This is a genomic window from Rhodoblastus sp. (assembly GCF_052145335.1).
Taxonomy (GTDB): Bacteria; Pseudomonadota; Alphaproteobacteria; order Rhizobiales; family Beijerinckiaceae; genus Rhodoblastus.
The window spans coordinates 1-3,390 of record NZ_JBKQOU010000116.1; the positions used below are offsets into that span (position 1 = coordinate 1).

General features: G+C 66.6%; 1 protein-coding gene. It reads right to left on the reverse strand.

Annotation, left to right across the window (positions count from 1 at the left end; all coding sequences use genetic code 11):
* On the reverse strand, nt 1-3,390 hold a 3,390-nt coding region (locus tag ACLP2E_RS08290; protein WP_442465646.1), incomplete at both ends, for a GH36-type glycosyl hydrolase domain-containing protein.

Below are 3,390 nucleotides of genomic sequence, written 5' to 3' on the forward strand. Positions count from 1 at the left end.
AGGGCTTCGAGTTCTCGTCATAGGGCGGCGTGACCAGCAACACGCGGTCGCCCTTGTCGAGCGCCAGCAAACCGTTCTCCAACGCCTTGCGCCCCCTCTCACCTGCTGCTGCGCCGGACAGCGACGGCCAGGCGGAGGACATCGCGCCCATCGGCAGAAACTCCGCGCCATCGTCGGCGAAGGCGCGCACGAAACGGTCGCCGCGCCAGCAGCGATTGAGCGCCTCTTCGAGTTTTAGCGCGCGCTCGCGCAAACCTTCCGCCGCCTTGCCCATGCCCTGCGCGTCGAGCAGAACGACGAAGCGGGTCAAAATGTCGTAAAGGAAAAAGCCGACCCAGACGCTCTCGCCGCGCCCGCGGAAACCGACAAGATTCATGCCGTCGTCCCAGTCCCCGGCGCCCATCAGCGGCAGGCCGTTCTTGCCGAAACGATCCAGCGTATATTTGATCGCGCGCAGGCAATGATCACACAGGCTGGCGCGCTCGCGCGAGGGCAGCGGCGAAATCACGTGGCCTTCGACGCCGGGCGGCACCGCGTCGCCTTCGACGAAGGGCAGGATTTCCGCCAAGATTTCACGGTCGCCGGTCGCCGCGACATAGCGCGCGGTGACATAGGGCAGCCATAGATGCGGATCGGAGGCATGGGTGCGCTCGCCGATGCCGACGCCGCCCTGCGGCGCCTCATGCCACCATTTAAGCACGTCCCCCTCGACGAACTGCTGGCGACCGTGCAGCAGGATCTGTTTGCGCGCCAATTCCGGCGCCAGCAGGATCAGCGGCAACACGTCCTGCAACTGGTCGCGATAGCCGAAGGCGCCTGACCGCTGCGCCGGGCCGGTGCGGCCCCACAACCGCGCGGTCAGCAATTGATAGGGCAGCCAGTCGTTGACCAGTCCGTCGAAGTCCGGACGGTTGGTCTCGATCCGCAAGCTGTTCAGGGCGTCGCGCCAGAACTTTTCGAGCAGCTCGAGTTTTTCCTGGGCGAAATCGACCGAGGCGGCGCGCGAAGCCAGCGATTGCGCGGCTTCCAGCGTCGCTCCGGCGCCGAGCGCCACGCAGATCCGCACCGAGCCGCCGGGCGGCGCGGCGACCACTCCGGAAAAGCCGGCGGCGCGGCGCCCGTCGTCCTGCGCGCTGGCGTCGGCATAGCCATGTTCGGCGAGGAAAGGCACGCGCGGATCGGCGACTATGCCGCCCAGAATTTTCGCCCGCGAAAACTCGCTGCAATCGGCGTCGAGCGAGGTCGAAACGAAAGCCCAGCCGCGCACGAAATCATTGCGCGGATTGGCGAAGTAAAGCGCGCGGCCGGAGGCGTCGGCCTCGGTCTGCAGCACGCCCAGCGAATCCGGCGGCGTCTCCGCGAGGACGATTTCGAGCATCGGGGCGATGCGATAATTCTGCTCCTTGTCGGTGCGGTTATGCACGGTGAGCAGCAGCAATTGCACGGGCTCGTCGGGCGCGACGAACAATATCTGCTCCAGCCTCAGGCGCGGGCTCTCAGAGGCGTAAACGACATAGCCGCGACCGAAACGCGCATCGTAATGCGTGTCGGGCCGCCGCAGCGGCAGAAGCGTCGCGGCGTGAGCCTCGCCGGTTTCCTTTTCGACAACGAAGATCGCTTGTCCCGGAGGCGCATTGCGCCCCTCGCCCATTCGGAACGGCGTCAGGCTGTTGGCGCGGGCGTTGCGATGAAAGGCGAAGACATCGCCGTCATGGGTCGCCACCGCGCCAAGTCCATGCGGACCAGCCATGACATGGGTGAAGGGACGCGGCGCGCCGGGGGCGGTCTGGAGTTCGCGGCCATCAGGCGAAAAGGCGAAGCGCGGTCCCGCCGGCGCGACGGCTGGAGCGAGAACGCGGCGTTGCGCGAAAATTTGCGCCAGTTCCTCGGGCGGCAGCGAGGCGCCGAGATGCGTTTCGATTTTTTGTGCGGCGGCGGCCTCATCCGAAGCCCAGCCGTCGACGAAAGTCAGCTCCACCGCGCCTTCCACGGGAATATAGACCTCGAGCATCAAGGCGGCGCAGGGGTCGAACCCATAGAGCAGGCCCTGGTCAGCCGGGTCGCGCAGGCCGGATTTCTGGGCGAAAACATCGGGGTCGCGGCGTTGGCCGAGGCCGAAGAAACGGGCGCGGACATCCTCGTAGCCGATCAGCCGGACGCTCTCGCTTTGCTGGACCGCATGGAAGGCGATTTCGCGCGACAGGCGCTTGCTGGCGAAATCCCCGGTCTGGTTTTTCAGCAGGCGGTTGCGCGCGAATATCGCTCCCAGCGGCCGCGCGAAAACCGTGCCGACATGCAAGGCGTTATAGGCGGCGTCGCGCCGCTCGACGCCGCCCTCGTTCATCACCCAGTCGCGATAGCTGGCGACGCGCAATTGCCGCGCCGCCTGCCCGAGATTGGTCAGCTTGACGCGCCAGATCGCGACGGCCTCGCCGGGCGCCATCTCGACGCTGGCCTCGCAGCGCAGAGCGTTAAGCTCGCCGTGCAGCACCGCGCGAACCGGCGAAGTCGCGGCAAAGGCGCCAAAACCGCGGCCGGTCGGCGCCGCGCCGAGCGACCACAGCTTTGGCGGGAAATGATCGCGGTCCTCGCTGAAATAAACAAAGGCGCCGCGCGGAAAAATCGGATCGTCGACGGAGCGGGTCATGTCGATGGGCGGCCCGCGCCGCGCCGCCGTTTCGATGCGGAAGAAATTCTGGCCGTCGCGCCAGAGGTTCAGGCTCATCAGGCCGTTGCCCAAAGCTGTCGGCTCCGCGGCGCCTGGCTTGGTCTTGCCGGGGCGGGTGAGCATGAAAATCGTCAGCGCGACACAGAGTCCGAGCAGGAACAGGCCGTAGCCGAGCAGCAGGCTGACCACCGGCGGCGTTCCTGCCCTGTGCGCGATCTCGGCGGCGTCCCACGCCTTGTCCCATTCGCCGCCGCGGGGAATGTAGAAGGGAATGAGCAAAGGCGCCCAGGTGCCGAAACGGCGAACGCCTTCGGGAATGGCGCGGGCGCGTCCCTTGGCGCCGAGAAAATGCGCCGCGCTCTCGTCGGCCATGTCTCCGCCGACGAAGGACAGGTTGACCAGCGTGGCGACGCGCAGGCCCATGTGATCGAACCAGATCAGCACGCGCAGCCAGTCATAGGTCAGCAAAGCGGTGAAGACCGAAAGGCTCCATTCGCGGAACTGCGACGGCGGCAAGGCGGCGTTCATATAGGCGGCGACGCCGGTGCGGATCAGCCCGTCCTGATTGTACCAGGTCGGGTCCGGCGCGACCTTGAGGAAGGCGTAGATGATCGGGGCCATCCACAGGCCCCAGCGCAGCACGACGATGGCGTTGTCGGCCAGTTTGCGCATGCCCACCGCGCTGAACAATTCCCGCAGGGGGCCCAGATCGCGCTTCAGCA